Below are 15,541 nucleotides of genomic sequence, written 5' to 3' on the forward strand. Positions count from 1 at the left end.
GGGAGTGTGCCTGCCCACGCTCCCTGGCCGCCCGATCACGCCGCCTCGAAATCCTCCTCGGTGTGGGATCCTGCTGCGGGCCACGGCGCCGTCCCGCCTGGCCGCCTCCGACAGGCCCACCCCGAGGGGAGCAGCGTGACCTGGGCACTGGTGCAGCACGTCGACTTCGAAGGGCCCGGCGCCATCGCCACCGCGGCCGCACTCCACGGCATCGCCCTGGACGTGAGGAAGCCCTACGCGGAGACCCGCTGCCCGACGTCGAACTGCTCGACGGGCTCCTCGACGGGCTCATCGTGGTGGAGATCCCATGTCCGGTCTCCGCGTAGTCCTCGCTGAAGACGCCGTCGCGCTCCCCGGCCTGAAGGGCCGGGGATTCAGCCCGCACCGCATGGTGCGGCACCTCTGCGGCTTCCTGTTTCGCTGGGTCCCGCCCTCCGCTAGGCGGCGGGTCCTGCGATCCCTCCGCAGGCGTTCAGCCTCTCCGCCCGTCCGGCGGCGAGGATATTCCCGGCGGCGTTGACGTCCCGGTCATGGGATGCCCCGCGCGGGCAGGACCACGACCGGACGTCGAGCGGCATCGCGTCGGCGACGACTCCGCACGCCGAACACAGCCTGCTGCTCGGGAACCACCGGTCGATCTTGGCGAAGGTGCGCCCGCACCGGGCGGCCTTGTAGGCGAGCATGGCACGGACTCCATGATCATATGACGCCATCATCTGAATGACAGCGGTATCTTGGATCGATCGGCACTGCAAACGCCCAGGAGTGCTCGGAGGAGGAAGATGCGCCGGCTCACCAGGGCTGAGATGCAGGAGCGCACCCGGGCCAAGGTGCTGGCCGCCGCCAGGGATGAGTTCGCCGAGCGCGGTTTCCGCGAGGCGAAGATCGACGGCATCGCCGATCGCGCCGGGCTGACGCGGGGCGCGGTCTACTCCAACTTCCCCGGTAAGCGCGCGCTCTATTTCACCGTTCTCGCCGACGAAGCAGAGCGCTCGGCCCCGCCTGCGCTCGCCGAGGCAGAGCGTACGGCCGCCGAGGCGCTGGCCGCCCTCGCCCGCGCCTGGGTCGCCAGGCTGCCCCTCGCCGTCGAGGCGCCACGAGGTGTCGCCGGACTCGGCGTGGATCTGATGCCGGAGATCCTCGCCGAGCAGCGCACTCGGCAGGTCTTCGCCCAGCTCATGAAGCTCAACGCGATTGTCCTCGGGCTCTCCCTGGAGCGGCTGCGCCCGCGCGGCGCCCCCGCCGCCCGCCTGGTGCGTGTCGCGGAGTCGGTGCTCACGGCTCTGTACGGCGTGAGCCAAATGTCGGCCGCAGCCCCCGGCTTCGTCGACCCGTTCGACGCCGTGACCGTGTGCGAGCGGCTCGCGGATCTGCCCCTGGGCGGCGGATGGCCGCCCGTCGCGGGCGTCCCGCAGGTGCAGGCCATGGATCGGCCCTGGTCACCGGCGGACACGGCGGGTGCCGCGAACGCGCTGGACGCGCTGCGCGCCGAACCGGAGCGGTTCTCGGGTGACGGCGTCGTGGCCGTCCTGGGCCTGCGCCGGCTTGAGGCCGCGGAGGAGGCCGTGCGTGCCGCGCCTGATGGCACGGAGATCACAGCGGTGCTGGTCACCGACGACCCTGACGAGCTCGCGCCGCTGGCGCGGCTGATCCTGGCGGAGCTCGCCGGCTGCCTGCGTCAGGCGTTTCCGCCGTCGTCATGGCCGCCCCTGCGGGTGGTGTTCGACCCGTCGGGAGACCTCGCGGCAGCGGCGGGCGTGTCTGCGGTGAGCGACGAAACCGAGACCGCCGTCAGGATCGAGGCCGACCGCATTGTCGCGCGAGCGGACGGCAGGCTCGCATGCCACGCGATCGCCTCGATGCCGCAGGCCACGATCGCCTCCGTGCCGCAGGCCGCGGGGGCCACCACTGCGCCGGCCGCAGGGGCCTCCACGGCGCGTTCGGGCTGACCACTGGTCAGCGGCCCGCCACACGGGCGAAGAAGGCGAAAAACCGGTCGAGCACGGCAAGGCCGGCGAGCTCCGCTTCCTTGGCCCGATCCGGCTCGAACACCACGCCGTCCGGCAGGTGCGGCGCGAGGGTGGCGCGGAGTTCGGCGTCGACCTCCACGTGAAACTGGAACCCGTAGGCGCGATCTCCGACCCGGAACGCCTGGTTGAGGTAGGCGTCGGTGGACGCCAGCCGTACGGCTCCCGCGGGGAGGGTGAAGGTGTCGCCGTGCCAGTGGAACACGGGCAGCGAGGGCCCCTGCGGTCCGAGCACCGGGTCGGCGGTGCCCTCGCCGGTGAGGGCGACGTCGCCGTATCCGATTTCGAGGGCCGGGCCCCGCGAGATCTCCCCACCGAGCGCGGCGGCGAGGAGTTGCGCACCGAGGCACACGCCGAGCAGCGGAATCCCCCGGGCGACCGCTGCGGTGAGGAGGGCCCTTTCAGCGCCGAGGTGGGGGTGGTCGGCGTCGTCGAGCGCCCCCATGGGGCCGCCCATGTGCACCGAGGTCGGACCGCCGCGCCGGCGCACGACGCTTTGCTTGGCTGCCATGGAAACCAACGAAGCCGTTCATCTGTGGGCTGTGTGCAAGACGTTCGGCTTCTCAGCCTCGTTGACTACGCGCAGGAGAGCGGCGACGAGGAAGATCGTTTAGTGTGGATCTTCACCCTGCTCCTCATCGTGGTGTCCGCGGGCTACACGGGGGTCGCGATCGTGAACACGCAGATGATGGCGGCGGCCGGTCGAGCGCGTGACCTGACTGTTCTGAGGCTGTCGGGTGCTACGACACTCCAAGTGCTGCGGAGTGTCGCGACCGAATCGGCGTTCGTTGTGGCGCTCGGCACCCTGCTTGGACTGGCGGTGGCGATACCCGCCCTTCTCGGGATGCGTGCGGGCATGGCACAGGTGCTGAGCACAACGGTGGAGTTGGTCTTGCCGGTGCCGCTGATCGCTGCGGTCATCACCGCCTGCCTCCTGCTGGCCGCAGGCTCTGCGGTGCTCACTGCCCGCAGTGCCGTACGGATGGACGCCATGAGGTCTCCATAAGGGCGCGGCCCGCTCTGACGGCCCGTGCCGGGGAGCCTGTTTCGAAGGGCAAGGGGAAGGGCGATAGGGAAGGGACAGCAGCGGTCCGCCGACAGGGGCGGATTCGCGGCCCGCGCGGCGTGCGCGCAGCGGGCGCTTCTACGGAAACCGGATTGGTTAAATTCTGTTCAGGGTTGCGGGTGATTATTGGACACGAGTGGTTATTGGGTCGGCTCACGTAGCATTGTATGAGCAGAAGACGATCTCAAAGACTGGGCATGGAGCCCGACGGGTGGCAAAGGGGGGATGCCATGAGGACTGCTCGGGCTGCGGCCGATGGATACCTCGCCGGTTTCAATGACCGCGATATGGATCTCGTTCTGGACACGTTCAATCCGGCTGGGTTCGCCATCAGCCCGGAAGGGGCGGCCGAAGGGCACGATGAGCTTGCCTCATATATCAGGCAACTCTGGGATACGTTCTCCGACCTCCGCGCTGTGGTGTGGAATTCGATGGACATCGGAGATCTGGCAGTTGACGAATTCACCTTCGTAGGCACCCAGGACGGGCCCTTCCTCGTGCCGAACGGCCATGTGATTCCACCGACGGGCCGACCCATCCGTGTGCCTGGCTGCATTCTCTGCACGGTGGAGAACGGGCTGATCGTGAGCGTGCGCCTCTACTTCGATCAGCTGCAACTCATCACTCAGCTCGGTTATCGCTTCGGCGTCGGTGACTGACCATCGGACGGCCGCCACGCTGTGTGGTCGTAGACGGGATGTCCGCAGCTTTGATCGCCAAATCCTCGGTCTGAGTCGCGTGGGTCGCCTCTCGGCATTCCCTGCCCTCGCAGACGCCCGGTCGTAGAGGTGACCCACCCTATTTTGATCGGTGCTTGACATTGGGATAGACCGGCTTGCGGGGGGAGGGGCGTGCACCTTGATCCGTGGGGGTTTGATCTTTGCGGCGGTGGTGCCTGGACGGCGCGGCGCCGTGGCGCGGCGTGTTCCTGACCGCCGAGTCCGGTAAGCGTGCTGTAGGTAGGTGTGCTGGGTCGCGGGAGGCGCGTCGGCCCAGTGCCCTGCGCCGCATTGGCCGGAGGAGGGATGCGGACACGAGGGGAAGGGGCGGCCGGCGAGGAGACATCCGTACCACGTGTCACCATGGCCTCGTCGTGCACATTTGCAGTGAAGGGGCGAGCGTCTTTTCAGGACGCGTGGCCCTATCGCCGTTCCCCTTTGCCGTCGGTAGGGCTTGAAGGCCAAGAGTTTTGACGGCCCCGGTCTCGGGCCGCGGATTTGGTCGAACATGATCAAATCGATTGGCAACGTGTGGGGCGGGCGCGCGTACGATCGAGCCTAGGGGGACGGTCACGCATGGGGACGGCGGGCTCCGATCCGCAGCGTGAGTTCATCGGGGGTAAGGGGGCACCACCATGACCGACGCCCGCGAGGTGCGAGACAGGTACTTTGCCGCGTTCAACGCCCACGACATGGACGCATTGCTGAGCACGATCAGTCCGGCGTGCGTGGCCACCAGCCCTGAGGGAGCGGCCGAGGGGCATGATGAGCTCGCGTCTTACATCGGGCAGTTCTGGGAGGCGTTTCCCAATATGCGCGCGCTGACATGGGAGTCTTTCGATGTCGGGGACGTGACGGTCGATGAGATGACCTTCGCCGGCACGCACAAGGGACCTTACGCCGGCCCCAACGGCCAGGTCATCGCCGCGACCGGCCGCACGGTGCAACTGAGAGCCTGCTATATCTGCACCATCGAGAACGGGTCCATCGTGAGCATGCGATTCTATTTCGACCAGCTTGAAGTGCTCGCGCAACTCGGGGCTCTCCCGAACTCCACAATCTGACCGCTGGAGGCCTGCCGAACGTACGGCAGGGCCCTCGCCACGACGGCGCTCCCGACTTATGATCTCGATATGCCTATCGGCCTGACCGAGTTGCTCATTCTCCTCGCCATTGTTCTGATTCTTGCGGTTCTCCTCGCGGTCTTGAGAAGGAACGCCCTCTCACGGGCGAACGCCCTGCCGATTCCACTGCTGGTCCCTCCAGCGGACCTGCGTCAGCGCGTCGAATCACTCCTGCGTTCAGGGCAGAAGCTCCACGCTCTCAAACTGATCCGTGCCGAGACGGGGCTCGGACTGCGGGAGGCCAAATACCTCGCCGACGCGGTGGAAACGGGCGCTACGTGGAACTTCCCTCAAGGCCCGCCCCGCCACGATCTGGCCTCACGAGTGCGCGAACTCAAGGAGGCGGGACACGTCGGGCAGGCCGTTCACGTGGTGTGCTGGGAAACGGGGATGGAGCCGGATGACGCTCGGCGGTTCGTCGACGCCTTGTAGTGCCCGAGAAGTTCCGCGAAGCGGGGCGTCTCATGCCGGTCACCGTTTTCGGCCGGTCGCGGGTCAGCCGCGAGTCCAGGCGCGCGACGCCCCGAAGCGTTGAATCGGGTCTGATAGACAGGGTGCGTGACAGGCGAACAACTGCTTCCCATGCCGACCGACTGGCAGCGTGCCCTGGCCATTGTTGCTCACCCCGACGACCTGGAATACGGTTCCTCGGCGGCGATCGCCACCTGGATCGACGCCGGGCGTGAAGTCGCCTATGTCCTCGCCACGCGCGGCGAAGCAGGCATCGCCGGTCTCCCTCCCGCCAAAGCGGGCCCGCTGCGTGAGCGGGAGCAGCGGGCCAGCGCGCTCGCCGTCGGCGTGACCACGGTCGAGTTCCTCGATCACCGGGATGGAGCGGTGGAATACGGCTTGGCGCTTCGGCGCGATGCCGCCGCAGCCATTCGGCGGCACCGCCCAGAGCTCGTGATCACACTGAACCACCGGGACACGTGGGACGGCGCCGCGTGGAACACGCCAGACCACCGCGCTGTGGGCCGCGCCGTACTCGACGCAGCCGCTGATGCGGGCAATGAGTGGATTTTTCCGGAGCTCGCGGAAGGCGGGCTCGCCCCCTGGGACGGCGTGCGCTGGACAGCGGTGGCGGCCTCTCCACGGCCCACACACGCCGTTGCCGTCGAAGCCGGGGTGGAACGCGCGGTCGCGTCGCTGCTCGAACACCGCACCTACATCGAGGCGTTGACCGATGAGGCCCCCGAGGAATACTGCAAGAACCTCATTGCCCAGACGACCGACTCCGCTGCCGGCCGGTTCGGGGGCCGCCGCGCGGTGACCTTCGAACTGTTCACCCACTAGCCTCCCCTCCGGGATCGGCCTGCGCTGTACGGCGTGGGGCGCTCGAGGTCAGGTGGGAGGTCGGCCCGGGCGGCGTGGTCGGGGGCGGCGGCTCGGCGGTTGGGAGGGTTCGGGGCCGACGCGGGGGAGGGGAGGAAGGGGGCGCGGCTCTGGGGCGCCGCTGGTGAGAGTGATGTGTTCGTCCAGGTGGACGATGGTGTAGGGGTCCCCGCCGAGCAGGGTGTAGGTGACGGTGGTGCGGGTGATCTCGACCTGGAGATGACGCTGCTGGATGTTCACAATGAAGCGGATCCGGGTGAGGTTCTCCGGGAGCCGGGGCGTGAACCGGATGGTGTCTTCGAAGTGCCGTAGGCCGCCGAATCCTCCGACGAGGGCCAGCCAGGTGCCGGCGAGGGAGGCGATGTGCAGGCCGTTCCGGGTGTTGTGCTGAAGGTCCTCCAAGTCCATGAGGGCGGCTTCGCCGAGATAGTCGTAGGCGAGACGGGTGTGACCGACCTCTGCGGCGATGACGGCCTGGAAGCAGGCCGACAGTGAGGAGTCGCGAACGGTCAGCGGCTCGTAATAGGCGAATCCGCGTGTTTTGTCCTCGGCTGCGAAGGCGTCTCCGCGCATGACCATCGCCAGGATGAGGTCGGCCTGTTTGACGACTTGTTTGCGGTAGAGGTCGAAGTAGGGGAAGTGAAGGAGCAGAGGGTATTGGTCTGCCCTGGTGTGGGCGAAGTCCCACACCTCATGGCGGGTGAAGCCCGCCGACTGTTCGTGGATGCCGAGCTCGTCGTTGTACGGAATGGTCATGCTGGCCGCGGCGTCGCGCCACGATGCGATCTCCTCCTCTTCGACTCGGAGGGCGGTGGCCTGTGCGGGGTGGCGCTGCGCGAGGTCGGCGGCGGCCTTGAGGTTCGCCTGGGCCATGAGGTTGGTGTAGAGGTTGTCGTTGGCGACGGCGCTGTATTCGTCGGGGCCGGTGACGCCGTCGATGTGGAATCGCCCTTGGCTGTCGTGGTAGCCGAGCGAGCACCATAGCCGGGCCGTCTCGACCAGGAGCTCGACGGCGGTGTCGGCCTCGAAGTCGCGGTCGCCGGTGAAGCAGAGGTAGCGCAGCACGGCGTCGGCGATGTCGGCGTTGATGTGAAAGGCTGCGGTCCCGGCCGGCCAGTATCCCGAGCATTCCAGCCCTGCGATGGTGCGCCACGGGAAGGCGGCTCCCCGCAGGCCGAGCTGGCGTGCCCGTTTCCGGGCCTCGGGCAGGGTGCTGTGCCGCCAGCGCAGCGCCTCGGCGACGGCCTTGGGGGCGGTGCAGGTCAGGACCGGCAGCACGAAGGTCTCGGTGTCCCAGAAGCAGTGGCCGTCATAGCCGGAGCCCGTGAGTCCTTTGGCGGGGATCGCGCGCCCTTCGGCGCGCGCACCCGCCTGCAGAACGTGGAACAAGGCGAAGCGGACGGCCTGCTGGATCTCGGGGTCGCCGTCGATCTCGACATCCGCACCAGCCCAGAAGGCGTCCAGGTAGGCGTGTTGTTCGTCGAGCAACCCCTGCCAGCCGGTGCTGCGCGCACCGGTCAAGGCCGCGTCCACCTGGTCGCGCATCGCGGGGAGCGAGCGGCTCTGCGACCAGCCGTACGAAACCAGCTTCTCCAGCCGTAGGCGCTGTCCGGGGGCGAGCGGCGCCGTGACGGCGAACCTGCCCATATCCGGAAAGCTCTCGCTGAGGGTGTCTATCCCCTCGGATCCGGTCACGTGGTGGTCGGCTGCAGCAGCGACCCGCAGTCCGCTGTGGGCCGTACGGTGGATCAGGCGTAGCCGGCTCCCCATGGCGGCGTGCTCCTCGGGGCGCAGGGCTGTCTCCAGTACGGTCGAGACCCGCGGATCCCGCGGCTCCTTCGGCAACTGCTCGTTGGCGAGGAGTTCGGACTGGAGCACCACGCGGACCGGCTCGTCGACCGGCTCCACCTCGAAGGCGACGGCGGCGATGGCCCGCTGGGTCAGCGAGACCAGCCGCGTCGAGCGCACTCGTACGGTGCGGCCGGTGGGGGCGGTCCACAGGCAGTCGCGGTGGAGCAGCCCGCTACGCAGGTCCAGGACACGCTCGTGGGAGTGGAGCCGCCCGTAGCGCAGGTCGAACGGTGTGTCGTCGACGAGGAGTCGGATGACCTTGCCGTTCGTTATGTTGAGGATGGTCTGGCCGGTTTCGGGGTTTCCGTAGCCGATCTCGGGATAGGGCAGGGGATGGCGCTCGTAGACGCCGTTGAGGTAAGAGCCGGGCAGACCGTGGGGTTCCCCTTCGTCCAGGTTTCCTCGCCAGCCGATGTGCCCGTTGGACAACGCGAACACCGACTCGCTCTGGGCCAGAACCTCCAAGTGGAGGTGGGTTTCCCGCAGACACCACGGCTCGACGGCGAAGGCCGGGTGACTGATCACCGCTCCTCCTTCCCCTGCCACCTCTCGGTGGCACGCAGGATCACGTGGTTCACCTGGGCTCCTGCAGCAACTCGCTGAGATCGTGGACGACGACGTCGGCGCCGTGCGCACGCAGGTCCACGGCATGGCCTACGCGGTCGACGCCGATCACGTAGCCGAAACCGCCGGATCGGCCCGCGTCCATGCCGGCCACCGCGTCCTCGAACACGGCGGCCTCCACGGCCGCAACTCCAAGATCGTGGGCAGCGGCCAGGAACGTATCGGGATGGGGCTTGCCGGCCAACCCCCGCTCCACCGCGGTCACCCCGTCGACGCGTGTGTCGAACAGGTCTTCAATGCCCGCGGCCGTGAGGACATCGCGGCAGTTGGCGCTGGAGGACACGACCGCGGTCGCGAGTTGCTCCCTGCGCACCGCCGTGACGAACTCCACCGATCCTGGATATGCCTCCACACCTTCCTCTCGGATCTTCTTGAGTACGAGGATGTTCTTGCGGTTCCCCAGACCATGGACGGTGTCACGGTCGGGCGGGTCGTCCTGCGTGCCTTCGGGCAGGTCGATGTGTCGTGAGGCGAGAAAGGCTCTGACCCCGTCGATCCGCGGACGTCCGTCGACATAGGTGTTGTAGTCGGCGACTGCGTCAAAAGGCCGATATCCTTCCCCTTCCCTGCCGCGCAGGAAACCATCGAAGATCTCTTTCCAGGCTGCCGCATGGACGACCGCGGTCTTGGTCAGCACGCCGTCCAGGTCGAACAGGCACGCACGGACGCCATCGGGAAGCAACACCTTCATACAGGGCTCTTCCCCATGCTGACCTGCGAGAACACACTGATCGCCACCATGTGCCGCCACGGTTTGCCCTGACGCAGGGGCAATCCCCCAGCATGGTGCCATGACCACGAGAACCAGTGCGGTCGAGGTCGGCGCACTGCGCAAGCCGTACGGTGGCCGCGACGGCGATGGGGAGCGAGCCGGGAGAGGCGACGGGACGATGCGGCACTTCACGGTCCACCACGACGGCGTCACTATCCCTGTGTCTCGCGGCGGCCGGGGACGACCGCTGGTCCTGTGCCCCGGGCTGAACTCGACGCAGGCCGACCTGCACGAGCTGGCCGGCCTGCTGCGGCTCGACCACGATGTGGTGACCTTCGACCTCCGGGGCCACGGCCTCGCCTCGGCCGCCGACCGCTACGCCTTCGAGTCGTTCCTCAGTGATCTGTCCGCCGTGATGGCAGAGTTGGGACGCCTTGACCCGGATGCGGCGCCTGTGCTCGTGGGCTATTCGCTGGGAGCGGACCTGGCGGTGCACTATGCCTCCGAGCATCCTGGCACCGTCGCCGGGCTTGTTCTCATCGACGGGGCGAATCCGGTGCCCGAACCGTTCATCACTGAGGCCGACCTGCCGGAGTTCCGCGCGATGTGGGAGGACCTGGCGACGCGGTTGGAGGCCGAGCGGGGCACCGAGCGTCAGGTGCTGCTCACCGCCCAGGAGATTCTCGAGCTGAATGTCGAGATCGATGTGGTTCGGTCTGGGATCCTCGGCCGGTACAGGAAGATCGACCAGCCCATCAGGATGATCATGTCGAGGTCGATGGCCGGCGACAGCGGCGAAAGGCCCGCGCTGCGGTTCAATCGGAACTGGCGTGCCGGCGTCGAGCGGCTAGTCCGCGAGCAGCCGCACATCGCCACGTCCTCGCTCGACGCCGACCACCGGCTGGTCTTCACCCACGCTCCGCACATCGCCCAGATCATCCGGAGCGCACGCGAGGTCCAGCCGGGCAGGCGGACTTCCTGAGCGGCTCCTGAGAAGCTGGTCTGATGCTGACCATCGGCGAGTTCGCGTCGTATGCCGGAGTGACAGTGCGCGCAGTGAGGCACTACCACGCCAAGGGGCTGCTGTCGGAGCCGGAGCGGGACCACTTCGGCTACCGCAGGTATGGCGCCGGCGCCGTGATCGAGCTGATCAAGATCCGGACCCTCGTGGAGGCCGGAGTCCCGCTGGCGCGGGTGCGGGAGCTTCTGCGGGCCGACGAGGAGGAGTTCGCCGGTGCTGTCGCGGGCATCGACAGGCGGCTGCGGGCGGAGATCCGGCAGCGGCAGCGGCAGCGCGAGCAGATAGCCCGGCTTGCCGCTGGGGACGGCGTGGCGCTGCCGACTGAGGTGGTCGAGTATCTCGACCGGCTGCGGGCGCTCGGGGTCGCCGAGCGGATCGTCGAGGTCGAACGCGACGGTTGGATCGTGCTGGCCGCGCGCTCACCCGGGCGGGTTTCGGAGTGGGTGACGCGCAAGCGGGAGCAGATCGCCCACCAGCGGCTCCTCGACTTCTATCTCACCCTGGGCCAGGCTCTCGACTGGACCGCCGACGACCCGCGGCTGGTCGAGCTGGCCGACAGGCTGGCCGCCTACCTCACGGGGCTGGCCGACGAGGAAGGCGAGGACTATGTCGACGACACCGACATCGAGCCACCGCTTGTCAGGCTGATGGACACGCTGGCGTTCGACTCCGTGCCGCCGGCCCGTCGCCTGATCGGGCTGCTGGCACAGCGAGGTTGGACCGGCTGGACCAGACTTGAGCGTGTGGAGCGCACGATGTAGTCCTGACGGAGATCCGCATGCCCGCGACGGATGGCCGACGAGGCGGACCACCGCGGCCGATCCTCGGGCCCGCGGGCGATCTTGCGCGGTCGTTAACGGACCCAACCTGTGTAGGGCCGGGTGGACTGCCGGTCTGTGCGCTGGCGGCTGCCGCCGTCGAAGTCGAGGGCGGCGGAGATGGCGCGAACGAGCCACGAGTTGACTGAGAGTCCTTCTTTGCGAGCGGCCTCTTCGATGCGCGGCTTGAGATGCTCGGGGATGCGAAGCGAGATGCGCGATGTGCCCCCACCGTCTTCGGCGTTCGGCGGTACAGGGGGAGCGGGCAGGCCGCCGCCGGAGCCGGGCGGCATCGGCCGCTCCGCGTCGGGGTCGAACGCGTGGTCGCCCGGCGGCCGTGTCACGACGAACTCGGGGTCGCGCCCGCGCAGCCGTACGTCGACCGATCCCGGGGCGAGATCACGGGTGATCTCGTCCGCCGCGGCGGACAATGCCTCCAGCAGCGCAAGCCGGAGGGCCGACTCCAAGGGCGCGGTGAGCCGCTCTGCGAGTGCTCGGGCCTCTTCGCCGCCGGCCTCGGCGGCGACCGCCAGCTCGCGGCGGAGATTTTCGACGTAGGACCCTAGTTCCATGACGTCATGATGGCATCATTGTGGCGTCATCGCAACTCGGGGAGGTCGCGTGCGGCGTCTCATGGGACCGTCCGGGCCGGGGCCGCTGTCCGGACGGGCTCAGACGCTGAAACGTCTACCAGGTTAAGGCCGCCGCCCGGAAATGCTCGCGCGTCCTGCGGGCCGGGCGGCGGCCGACCGCGCTCGCTGTACGGCAAGGCCCGCTCGGCCGGGCGGTCCGTCGGCGGCGGGTCAAGCACCGCGGCGGTCATGGGGAGCCGGTTCGGCCGGGGCGCGGAGGCTCCCGGGGTGGCTCCTGGAAGGGGAACAGAATCGTGGCCAGCAGGTGTGCGCGGCGGTCGGGAGTGGGTTCGTTGCCCATTCTGGAGATGATCGCGCTGCGGATGTCGTCGATCAGGCCGGCGAGTTCTTCCTGGTCGAGCCAGAGCGGGTGCTGCTTGTAGGACACGGAATCGGCGGTCGGGTCGGCGTGCCCCCGGTCGAGGTAGGCGTTGAACTCGGCCAGGAGGGCGCCCATGGCCGCGGCGAATCCGTGGCGGTGCTCGTCCAGGGACATGGCCGCGGCCGTGTCCTGGCCGATCACGCTGCGGGCGCGGTGCAGGCGGTAGCGGCGTTCCACGGCGCCGTGGACGCGCTGTTCTCCGTCGACCTCCAGCATGCCCGCCTCGGCCAGCAGGCCGACGTGGCGATACACGGTGGCTTTGGACACGTCGGGCAGGCGGGCGCACAGATCGGACGTGGTGTGCGTCCGGCCGCCGGACATGGCGTGAACGATGCGGAGCCGTACGGGGTGCAGGAGTAGTTCAAGGGTGTCCACAGTGATACAGTCTCACGACTGAGACCGTTCTCAAATTTGAGAAAACATCCATCGAGGAGTCGGCATGTCGCATCGACCGTCGGAGGTTCGGCCGGAGACGGCCAAGGAGGGCAGCCCGCCACTGGGGCGGTACTACGACGTGGGGGGACGGCGCCTGCTGCTGCACCGGGCGGGCAGTGGGGGACCGGCGGTCGTGTTCCTGCCCGGAGGCGGCACGGTCGGGCTGGACTATCTGAACGTTCAGGAACGAGCCGCCGAATTCACCACGAGCGTGCTCTACGACCGGGCGGGGACCGGATGGAGCGACCGGGCCGACCTGCCGCGCACATCGGCCGAGGTGACCGACGAACTGCGCGAGGTGTTGCGCGCCGCGGGCATTCCGGCTCCCTACCTCTTGGTCGGTCATTCTCTTGGCGGCTTCTACGCCCGCCACTATGCGCGGCGTTTTCCCGGCGAGGTGGCCGGCATGGTCCTGCTGGACCCCGCCCACGAGGACTACAACTCCTCCATGCCGCCGGAACTGGTCGAGCTCTGGAACACGTGGGACGCCGACCAGGCGTTCCCCGATGAGCTGCCCGACGAACTCGTCCAGCTTTACCGCGGCATGTTCGCGCAGGAAATGGGCGACTGGCCCGACACGGTTCGCGAACTCCTTCTCGACCGCCACGTCAGCCCGGAGTGGTTCCGGGTCGGCTTCGACGAGGCGAAGAACGTGGAGGAGCTCAACGAGGAGCTCCGCCGTACAGGCCCGATGCCCGACGTGCCGCTGATCATTCTCACCGCCATGGGGATCGACCCGTTCAAGAGGCTCGTGTCGCAGGGCGTGCCGGAGTCGCTGCTGGACGCGGAGCTCCAGGGCAAGCGGCGGCTCTATACGGCCTTGGCCGGCTCGGTCTCGCACGGTGAGAACCGCATTGTCGAGGACGTCGGACATGTCACCATTCACTTCCGGCGTCCCGATGCCGTGACCGAGGCGATCCGGGATCTCCTCGGAAAGTGATCACCCTCCGATGAGGGCGAGGGTCGCCGGGCCGCTGTCGGCGCCGCGGATCCAGACGACGTCGTCGGCTTCGCCGGCGGCGGAGCCCGGTGCGGTCGCCGACGCTGCGCCACGAGCAGTCAACGCCGTGATGTCGCGTCAACGTCAAGCCGTGACCCGACCCGAGCGATGAGGTGACCCGCGGAGCCGTCTGAGCGAGTACGGCGTGGCTACGCTCTGAAGCATGATGATCACCGTGTGTATCCAGCGGCTGCTGTGGTGTGTCGCCCTGGTCGCGGCCAGCGGAGCGGGGGGCTGCGGTAGCCCGCCGTGGTCACCGGGCGAGCAGCCGTTGTCGCCGGAAGGCGCGCTGGCCGCGAAGGACGGGCTGCGCCTCCAGGACGTCTCCGTTCTCGGGCCGGCGCCGACGGAGACGGTGCAGGTCGGGGCTTCTCTCCCTCTCTATTTCTCGATGACCAATGAGGGAGGTCAGCCCGACTCCCTGGTCGGGGTGAGTGCTCCGGGTGTGGCCCGGTCGGTGGCGATGTCCCGCTCGCCGGTCGCCGTGCCGCCGGGGAGGTCGGTGTGGATGGGCGGCAACGTGAAGGTGACGTTGACCGGCCTCCTGAAACCACTGCAGGTGGGACAGGTTGTGACGGTCATCATGCACTTTCAACGGGCAGGGGAGATCGTAGTCGGCGATGTCCCTGTCCAACCCGCCTCCTACGCGACGACCCTCCCACGATGAGGAATCGAGCGGCGGCCGAGGACGGCGAACAGCGCTATGACGTGGTGGTGGTCGGGGGCGGCGGCGCCGGGCTGAGCGGCGCGCTGGCGCTGGTGCGGGCACGCCGTACGGTGCTGGTGATCGACTCCGGGCGCCCGCGCAACGCGCCCGCCGGCGCGGTGCACGCCTACCTCGGCAGGGAGGGCACGCCCCCCGCCGAGCTGCTGGCGATCGGCCGCGACGAGGTGGCGCGTTACGGCGGCACGTTCCTGAACGGCAGTGTGGCGGCTGTCAGGCGACTCGGCGACCAGGGCTTCCGGGTGGTTCTCGCCGATAAGCGCGCGGTTCGTGCGCGGCGGCTGCTGGTGGCCACCGGACTGGTCGACGAGCTGCCCGAGGTGCCCGGACTCGCGCCGCGGTGGGGGCGCGATGTGCTCTACTGCCCGTACTGCCACGGGTGGGAGGTCCAGGACCAGCCGATCGGGATCCTCTCGACCGATCGCCGCGGGGTGCATCAGGCTCTGCTGTGGAGGCAGTGGAGCAGGGACATCACGTTGTTTCTGCACACGGGTCCCGAGCCCACCGCAGAGGACTACGGGAAGCTCGCGGCCCGCGGGATCGCCGTCGTGCCGGGGCGGGTCACCGCTCTGGAAACGGCCGGGGGACGGCTCCATGCCGTACGGCTCCACGCTGTACGGCCGGAGGCCGGAAACCCGGTCCGGTGCCGCGTACTGGTCGTCGCGCCGCGTTTTGCCGCCCGCGCGGACTTTCTTACGTCGGTGGGCCTGAAACCGGCCGAACACCGCGTGGACGGGCGTCTGGTCGGCACCTATGTGGCCTCTGACGGGAAGGGCGCGACCGCCGTACCGGGTGTGTATGCGGCCGGTAACGTCACCAACCCGAACGACCAGGTGATGGCCGCCGCCGTGGCGGGGGCGCGCGCGGCGGCGGCCGTCAACACCGATCTGATCGACGAGGAGACCCGCCGCGCGGTGTCCGCCGATCGCGACCGTGTCGGGGCGGGCCGCACGCCGGCCCCGGTGGCCGGGAAGGCGGCGCACGGCCTGCGCCGGCCGTGGTGGGCGGCCGGTGGCGGGCCGCCGGTCGGGACTGACTGAGGAGCGGAGCGGGGGCGCGGCGTGTCCGCGATGG

At 68.8% G+C, this 15,541-nt stretch carries 19 protein-coding genes; 12 read left to right on the plus strand and 7 right to left on the minus strand.

The window, feature by feature from the left end; genetic code table 11:
- The first annotated feature begins 135 nt into the window (after positions 1-135).
- A complete protein-coding gene (locus BLQ73_RS31735; protein ID WP_143020448.1) occupies positions 136-336 on the plus strand; it encodes a hypothetical protein in 201 nt (66 codons plus the stop codon).
- Positions 337-437: 101 nt separating this feature from the next.
- On the opposite strand, the gene BLQ73_RS26225 is transcribed toward BLQ73_RS31735, so the two are convergent.
- Positions 438-683: a zinc ribbon domain-containing protein gene (locus BLQ73_RS26225; protein WP_420820041.1), complete on the minus strand. Its 246-nt coding sequence runs from the start codon at positions 681-683 to the stop codon at positions 438-440.
- Between the two features lie 99 nt (positions 684-782).
- Between BLQ73_RS26225 and BLQ73_RS26230 the strand changes: the two genes are divergently transcribed.
- Positions 783-1,949, plus strand: a complete 1,167-nt coding sequence (locus BLQ73_RS26230; protein WP_093174445.1) for a TetR/AcrR family transcriptional regulator — start codon at positions 783-785, stop codon at positions 1,947-1,949.
- Between the two features lie 7 nt (positions 1,950-1,956).
- On the opposite strand, the gene BLQ73_RS26235 is transcribed toward BLQ73_RS26230, so the two are convergent.
- Positions 1,957-2,538 carry a type 1 glutamine amidotransferase gene (locus BLQ73_RS26235; protein WP_093174447.1) on the minus strand — a complete coding sequence of 194 codons (582 nt, stop codon included), beginning with the start codon at positions 2,536-2,538 and terminating at the stop codon, positions 1,957-1,959.
- Between the two features lie 33 nt (positions 2,539-2,571).
- Between BLQ73_RS26235 and BLQ73_RS26240 the strand changes: the two genes are divergently transcribed.
- The 5 genes from BLQ73_RS26240 (at position 2,572) to BLQ73_RS26260 (ending at position 6,229) form a co-directional block, all read left to right on the plus strand.
- Positions 2,572-3,033 (plus strand): FtsX-like permease family protein, encoded by a 462-nt coding sequence (locus tag BLQ73_RS26240; RefSeq protein ID WP_176955693.1) that lies wholly within the window; start codon positions 2,572-2,574, stop codon positions 3,031-3,033.
- Between the two features lie 290 nt (positions 3,034-3,323).
- The gene (locus tag BLQ73_RS26245) at positions 3,324-3,752 is read left to right on the plus strand and encodes an ester cyclase (protein WP_176955694.1); all 429 of its coding nucleotides are present in this window, start codon (positions 3,324-3,326) and stop codon (positions 3,750-3,752) included.
- 695 nt (positions 3,753-4,447) lie between these two features.
- Positions 4,448-4,876, plus strand: coding sequence for an ester cyclase (locus tag BLQ73_RS26250; protein ID WP_093174453.1), 429 nt, complete (start codon positions 4,448-4,450; stop codon positions 4,874-4,876).
- A 69-nt stretch (positions 4,877-4,945) separates the two neighbouring features.
- Positions 4,946-5,368, plus strand: a complete 423-nt coding sequence (locus BLQ73_RS26255) for a hypothetical protein (RefSeq protein ID WP_093174455.1) — start codon at positions 4,946-4,948, stop codon at positions 5,366-5,368.
- Positions 5,369-5,518: 150 nt separating this feature from the next.
- Positions 5,519-6,229 carry a PIG-L deacetylase family protein gene (locus BLQ73_RS26260; RefSeq protein ID WP_093174457.1) on the plus strand — a complete coding sequence of 237 codons (711 nt, stop codon included), beginning with the start codon at positions 5,519-5,521 and terminating at the stop codon, positions 6,227-6,229.
- A gap of 48 nt (positions 6,230-6,277) precedes the next feature.
- On the opposite strand, the gene BLQ73_RS26265 is transcribed toward BLQ73_RS26260, so the two are convergent.
- Together BLQ73_RS26265 and BLQ73_RS26270 are read right to left on the minus strand one after the other, a co-directional pair.
- A complete protein-coding gene (locus tag BLQ73_RS26265; RefSeq protein WP_093174459.1) occupies positions 6,278-8,644 on the minus strand; it encodes a glycoside hydrolase family 65 protein in 2,367 nt (788 codons plus the stop codon).
- 49 nt (positions 8,645-8,693) lie between these two features.
- On the minus strand, positions 8,694-9,434 hold the full coding sequence (locus BLQ73_RS26270; RefSeq protein WP_093174461.1) for an HAD family hydrolase: 741 nt from the start codon (positions 9,432-9,434) through the stop codon (positions 8,694-8,696).
- A 100-nt stretch (positions 9,435-9,534) separates the two neighbouring features.
- Here BLQ73_RS26270 and BLQ73_RS26275 point away from each other — a divergent pair, with 100 nt between their 5' ends.
- A complete protein-coding gene (locus BLQ73_RS26275; protein WP_093174463.1) occupies positions 9,535-10,437 on the plus strand; it encodes an alpha/beta hydrolase in 903 nt (300 codons plus the stop codon).
- Between the two features lie 23 nt (positions 10,438-10,460).
- Positions 10,461-11,237, plus strand: coding sequence for a MerR family transcriptional regulator (locus BLQ73_RS26280; RefSeq protein ID WP_093174465.1), 777 nt, complete (start codon positions 10,461-10,463; stop codon positions 11,235-11,237).
- A gap of 92 nt (positions 11,238-11,329) precedes the next feature.
- Here the strand turns inward: BLQ73_RS26280 and BLQ73_RS26285 are convergent, their stop codons facing one another.
- Positions 11,330-11,866: a toxin-antitoxin system HicB family antitoxin gene (locus tag BLQ73_RS26285; RefSeq protein WP_093174467.1), complete on the minus strand. Its 537-nt coding sequence runs from the start codon at positions 11,864-11,866 to the stop codon at positions 11,330-11,332.
- Between the two features lie 247 nt (positions 11,867-12,113).
- Positions 12,114-12,683, minus strand: coding sequence for a helix-turn-helix domain-containing protein (locus tag BLQ73_RS26290; RefSeq protein ID WP_093174469.1), 570 nt, complete (start codon positions 12,681-12,683; stop codon positions 12,114-12,116).
- A 64-nt stretch (positions 12,684-12,747) separates the two neighbouring features.
- On the opposite strand from BLQ73_RS26290, the gene BLQ73_RS26295 reads away from it, so the two are divergent.
- A complete protein-coding gene (locus tag BLQ73_RS26295; protein ID WP_093174471.1) occupies positions 12,748-13,683 on the plus strand; it encodes an alpha/beta fold hydrolase in 936 nt (311 codons plus the stop codon).
- Here the strand turns inward: BLQ73_RS26295 and BLQ73_RS34725 are convergent, their stop codons facing one another.
- The gene (locus BLQ73_RS34725) at positions 13,684-13,806 is read right to left on the minus strand and encodes a hypothetical protein (protein ID WP_275936324.1); all 123 of its coding nucleotides are present in this window, start codon (positions 13,804-13,806) and stop codon (positions 13,684-13,686) included. It abuts the gene before it with no gap.
- A gap of 100 nt (positions 13,807-13,906) precedes the next feature.
- Here BLQ73_RS34725 and BLQ73_RS26300 point away from each other — a divergent pair, with 100 nt between their 5' ends.
- Both BLQ73_RS26300 and BLQ73_RS26305 read left to right on the plus strand, forming a co-directional pair.
- Positions 13,907-14,410, plus strand: coding sequence for a copper chaperone PCu(A)C (locus tag BLQ73_RS26300; RefSeq protein WP_093174473.1), 504 nt, complete (start codon positions 13,907-13,909; stop codon positions 14,408-14,410).
- Positions 14,407-15,507: an NAD(P)/FAD-dependent oxidoreductase gene (locus BLQ73_RS26305; protein ID WP_093174475.1), complete on the plus strand. Its 1,101-nt coding sequence runs from the start codon at positions 14,407-14,409 to the stop codon at positions 15,505-15,507. Before BLQ73_RS26300 ends, BLQ73_RS26305 begins: the two co-directional genes overlap by 4 nt.
- Positions 15,508-15,541 lie beyond the last annotated feature (34 nt).

Source organism: Sinosporangium album (assembly GCF_900100605.1).
GTDB classification, from domain to species: Bacteria; Actinomycetota; Actinomycetes; order Streptosporangiales; family Streptosporangiaceae; genus Sinosporangium; species Sinosporangium album.

Bases quoted from the DNA above. Each gene is read 5' to 3' on its own strand.
- BLQ73_RS26280 (WP_093174465.1), top strand. From the start codon at position 10,461: ATGCTGACCATCGGCGAGTTCGCGTCGTATGCCGGAGTGACAGTGCGC.
- BLQ73_RS26305 (WP_093174475.1), top strand. From the start codon at position 14,407: ATGAGGAATCGAGCGGCGGCCGAGGACGGCGAACAGCGCTATGACGTG.
- BLQ73_RS26260 (WP_093174457.1), top strand. From the start codon at position 5,519: ATGCCGACCGACTGGCAGCGTGCCCTGGCCATTGTTGCTCACCCCGAC.
- BLQ73_RS26255 (WP_093174455.1), top strand. From the start codon at position 4,946: ATGCCTATCGGCCTGACCGAGTTGCTCATTCTCCTCGCCATTGTTCTG.
- BLQ73_RS26235 (WP_093174447.1), bottom strand. From the start codon at position 2,538: ATGGCAGCCAAGCAAAGCGTCGTGCGCCGGCGCGGCGGTCCGACCTCG.
- BLQ73_RS26270 (WP_093174461.1), bottom strand. From the start codon at position 9,434: ATGAAGGTGTTGCTTCCCGATGGCGTCCGTGCGTGCCTGTTCGACCTG.
- BLQ73_RS26295 (WP_093174471.1), top strand. From the start codon at position 12,748: ATGTCGCATCGACCGTCGGAGGTTCGGCCGGAGACGGCCAAGGAGGGC.
- BLQ73_RS26245 (WP_176955694.1), top strand. From the start codon at position 3,324: ATGAGGACTGCTCGGGCTGCGGCCGATGGATACCTCGCCGGTTTCAAT.
- BLQ73_RS26230 (WP_093174445.1), top strand. From the start codon at position 783: ATGCGCCGGCTCACCAGGGCTGAGATGCAGGAGCGCACCCGGGCCAAG.
- BLQ73_RS26225 (WP_420820041.1), bottom strand. From the start codon at position 683: ATGCTCGCCTACAAGGCCGCCCGGTGCGGGCGCACCTTCGCCAAGATC.
- BLQ73_RS26275 (WP_093174463.1), top strand. From the start codon at position 9,535: ATGACCACGAGAACCAGTGCGGTCGAGGTCGGCGCACTGCGCAAGCCG.
- BLQ73_RS26285 (WP_093174467.1), bottom strand. From the start codon at position 11,866: ATGGAACTAGGGTCCTACGTCGAAAATCTCCGCCGCGAGCTGGCGGTC.
- BLQ73_RS26250 (WP_093174453.1), top strand. From the start codon at position 4,448: ATGACCGACGCCCGCGAGGTGCGAGACAGGTACTTTGCCGCGTTCAAC.
- BLQ73_RS26300 (WP_093174473.1), top strand. From the start codon at position 13,907: ATGATGATCACCGTGTGTATCCAGCGGCTGCTGTGGTGTGTCGCCCTG.